Source organism: Methylobacterium sp. WL116 (assembly GCF_008039455.1).
Taxonomy (GTDB): Bacteria; Pseudomonadota; Alphaproteobacteria; order Rhizobiales; family Beijerinckiaceae; genus Methylobacterium.
The window spans coordinates 1-3881 of sequence record NZ_VRUV01000439.1 but is presented as its reverse complement, the minus strand read 5'-3'; the positions used below and the strand labels follow the sequence as shown (position 1 = coordinate 3881).

The following is a 3881-nucleotide window of genomic DNA, read 5'->3' as shown; positions in this document are numbered from 1 at the left end:
CACCTGCACGGTGCCGCCGGCGAGCGTCGCCGTGCCGGCGACCGCGAGCCGGTCGGACTGGCCGGCGGCGTTGGCCTCGACCTGAAACACCGAGCCGGCCGCGAACGCCGCGTTGCCCGCGACGGTGAGCGTGCCGATGGAGTTGCCCGGCGCCACCGTGCCGCCCGAAAGCGCGCTGATGCCGCCGACCGTGCCGGTGCCGCCGAGCAGGCCGCCGTCGTTGACCGTGGCGAGGCCGGCGATCGTGCCGTTGGCGTAGAGCGCGCCGCCGTTGCCGACGGCGACGTTCGTCGTCAGCGCGTCGGCGGCATCCATCCGCAGGGTGCCGGTGACGTTCCCGAAGTAGCCGGCGGCCGAGTACAGGTCGAGACGGCTCCAGTAGCTCAGCGCCGTGCCGTAGAAGGCGGCGAGCGCGTTGGTCTCGGTGTTGACGAGGATCTGGTTGATCGTGCCGGTCTGCAGGTTGCCGTAGAGGCCGCCGTTCGGCGCGATCGTCCTGGCGGCGGTCGTGCTGCCGCCGTAGAGCGGCGCCAGCAGGATCGAGGCGTCGGGGCCGTTGACGGGCGCCGTCTCGCGCGGCGCCTGGGCGAAGGTGAGGGTCGGCAGGCCGTAGGTCAGGCGGGCCTGGTACAGCGCCTGGTTGGCGGCGGAGGGCACGTACGGGTTGCTCGCGGTGTTGGCGGCACTCGCCGCGCAGGCCGCGACGGTGTTCCCGCACTGCGCCGCCTCGTAGGCCTGCAGCTCCGCCGCGGCCCGGGTGAACAGGCCCGGCATGTTGATCGCCGTGCCCGTCGTCGCGGCGTTGTTGATGTAGGCCGGGTTGGTGAAGGTCTGGGCGAGATCGTAGGCCGAGAAGGCGCGCGAGGCGATGATGTCGAGCGGATAGTGCACGCCGAGCACGATGCGGTCGTTGGCGTAGTCCGAGGCGCGCAGCAGCATGTTCTGGTACTGCTGCGGCACCAGCATCGCCAGCAGGTAGCCGTCGGTATAGGCGTACTGGGTGTGCCCGCTCGGGAAGGACGGGTTGGTGGCGATGCCGCTCAGCGCCGTCGGGTCGAACACGTTGTAGCGGCTCGCGGCGACCTGGATCGGCCGCGAGGAGCCGTAGACGTCCTGGCCCGCTTGCGTGTTGCGGACGCCGTAGGCGAGGTCGAGGACGCTGTCGAAGCGGTTGGGCAGCGTGCCGGTCGTCCCGGCCGCGCCTGCGGGCGAGCCGGCGGGGATCGTGTAGGGGCCGGTGGGCAGGGTGTAGCCGGCCGGCGCCACCGCCGGGATCGGCACGTAGCCGGTGGGCACGGTGCTCGGGTTGTTCGCTGCCCCGTTCGCGAAGTATTGCTTCGCCACGCCGAGGTTGGCGCTGAGCACCGTGTAGGCCTGATTCAGGAGGTTGAAGGTGTTGGTGAGCGGCCCGCTCGTCGCGGTGCTCGCCCGGATGCCGGTCTGGTAGATCGCGCCGAGCTGCGGCCCGAGCCCGCCCACGGGCTGGTAGGGGTTGAGGCCGCCCGGGCTCTGGGCCGCCTGCAGCGGCAGGCCGCCCGCGAGGTTGTCGCCCGGCCCGAGATTGACCCGCGTCCCGTCGAGGAGGGTGATCGTCGTCGCGAAGGCGGCGCTTCCGGGCAGCGCCTTGTCGCTGATCGCCCGCTGCTGGTCGGCGACCGAGGCGCCCTGGTTCTGGGCGATGGCCTGCGAGAGATTGAGCTGCAGCGTCTGCTGCCCGATCGCCGTTCCGTTCAGCGAGAGGAACGGCGCGAGCAGGTTCAGCACGTTGACGTTGGCCGGCGTCGTGTTCGCGGTCTGCGCCTGGACGGCTGCCGGCCCATAGGCCGCGACGACCACCGCGGCGATCGAGACACCCTGCTTGAAGTCCATGATTCGTCCCCTCGTGCCGATCTTCGGCGTTCGGAGAGCAGGACTAGCGAAGTCTACGTCGGAGTCTTCGTCATAATCCAGTCATAATATTGAGAAGTACGTGGGGTTGCTGAAAAGCAACAAGTATATCATGTGCTGGCTAAATATCTCGGCCCGGAACACGGCGTCTCGAGGATGACTTTGCCGGCTCGCATCACTGCGACCGGCGCGACGGCGTCAGGCGCAGGCCGGGGGCGGGGCGCTCGAGCAGGACCTCGCGGCGGAAGCGGACCAGGCGCGCCGGCCGCCCGGCGGTGCCGCTGGTGACGCCCTCGGTCTCCTCCACCAGCCCCTGCTGCGCCACCAGCCGGCGGAAGTTCTGCTTGTGGAGCTGCGTTCCCGACAGGGCCTCGACGGTGCGCTGAAGCTGGAGCAGCGTGAAGTGCGGCGGCATCAGCTCGAACACCACCGGGCGATACTTGATCTTGCCGCGCAGGCGTCCGATCGCGGTGGCGAGCACCCGGCGATGGTCGAACGCCATCGGCACCCCCGTCGGGTCGCCGGGGCGCGCGGGCCCGGCATTGCCGGCGGCTTCCGGGATCAGCCCCGCCTCGAACAGCAGCTCGTAGCGTTCCAGCACGCGCTCCTCGTTCCAGGTCGCGCCGTTGAGGCCGAAGGTGAGGCCGAGGCGGTCCGCGCGCGAGCGCCGGAGCTTGGCATCGGTCGGCGCGCCGGCCCAGGCCAGCAGCTCGGCCTCGATCGCGTCGAGCTCGGGCGGCCGGCCCTTCCGGAAATCCTCGTAGGGCAGGTAGCGGTACCAGTTGCGCCAGGCCGCCTCGGCCAGGCCCGCCGGGCGCTCCTCGCGCACGAGGGCGAGGTAGGCCACCGACAGGGTGTGGACGCCTGCCCTGGCGTCGGCCTGCCGGTCGCGGTCGCCGAAGGTGTAGAGCTGCTCGACGTAGCCCAGGCGCTGGTGGGTCTGGCGCTCGACCCAGGCGCGCAGGCCGCGCTCCAGGGTGGCATGCTCCGACACGAGCGGCCCGGCCGGCAGCCCGTCGCCGCGTCCCGCGGCCTGGTCGGCCACCTGGACGGTCAGCGCCCGCGGCTCGCCCTCGGTGGCGGCGATGATCGCCGCGGCGAGCCCCACGGAGGAGGGGCTGGGCACCGTCCCGGCCGCGCGCAAGTCCGCCGACATCGTCTTTCCCGTCGCCCTGTCCATCGCATGACCCGCCGCCCAAGGCCGAGCGGTCGTCGATGGAGCGGCCGCGCATCGACCTGTCGTTGCTTAAGCCGCAAACGGCCGCAATCCGTCAACGCGGCGCCGACATTCCGGCGGGGATGGCGCCCTCTTGCCTCCGAGGCCGAAAGCGCTTGCTAAGCGGCTCTGCGGTGGCCAGACAGGGCCGAACGCGCCGGGACGACAGCCGGTCGCGAGGAGGCGGGCGATGCAGGCGGGCGGCAGCCTCGGAAACGCGACGACCGGCCGGGCGTCCGGTCCGACGGTCGACCTGCGCCTCTACGGTCTCCTCGACGTCGGCGTCTGCGGCAACGACGGGCCTCGCCTCGCCGACATGGCGGCGGCGGCGGTCGCCGGGGGCTGCACCCTGTTCCAGTATCGCGAGAAGGACATCGCCGACGCCCGAGCCGCGCTCGCCCGCATCCGCGCGATCCATGCGGCCCTCGCCGGCCGCGCGCCGCTGCTGGTCAACGACCGGGTTGACCTCGCGCTGGCCGCGGGTTGCGAGGGCGTGCATCTCGGCCAGTCGGATCTGCACCCGGCCGATGCCCGCCGGCTGCTCGGCGACCGGGCGATCGTCGGGTTGACGCTGAAGACCGGCGCGCAGGCCGACGAGCTCTATCGGCTGCCGGTGGATTACGCCTGCATCGGCGGCGTCTTCGCCACGACCAGCAAGGACAACCCGGATCCGCCGGTCGGCCTCGACGGATTCGCGCGGATCGCGTTCCGCGCCAGGCTCGCCCGCGGCACCGCGGTGCCGGTCGGCGCGATCGCCGGCATCGACGCGAGCAACGCC

3 protein-coding genes are annotated in these 3881 nt (G+C 72.0%); 1 reads left to right on the top strand and 2 read right to left on the bottom strand.

Translation table 11 applies throughout. The features are described from left to right. Both FV223_RS32455 and FV223_RS22295 read right to left on the bottom strand, forming a co-directional pair. A partial coding sequence (locus FV223_RS32455; protein ID WP_147729043.1) for a phosphatase PAP2 family protein occupies positions 1-1869 on the bottom strand: 1869 nt, incomplete at its 3' end. Between the two features lie 193 nt (positions 1870-2062). After that, positions 2063-3043 carry a hypothetical protein gene (locus FV223_RS22295; RefSeq protein WP_147729042.1) on the bottom strand — a complete coding sequence of 327 codons (981 nt, stop codon included), beginning with the start codon at positions 3041-3043 and terminating at the stop codon, positions 2063-2065. Between the two features lie 250 nt (positions 3044-3293). Between FV223_RS22295 and FV223_RS22290 the strand changes: the two genes are divergently transcribed. Beyond that, on the top strand, positions 3294-3881 hold a 588-nt coding region (locus tag FV223_RS22290; RefSeq protein ID WP_147729041.1), incomplete at its 3' end, for a thiamine phosphate synthase.

Bases quoted from the DNA above. Each gene is read 5' to 3' on its own strand.
- FV223_RS22295 (WP_147729042.1), bottom strand. From the start codon at position 3,043: ATGTCGGCGGACTTGCGCGCGGCCGGGACGGTGCCCAGCCCCTCCTCC.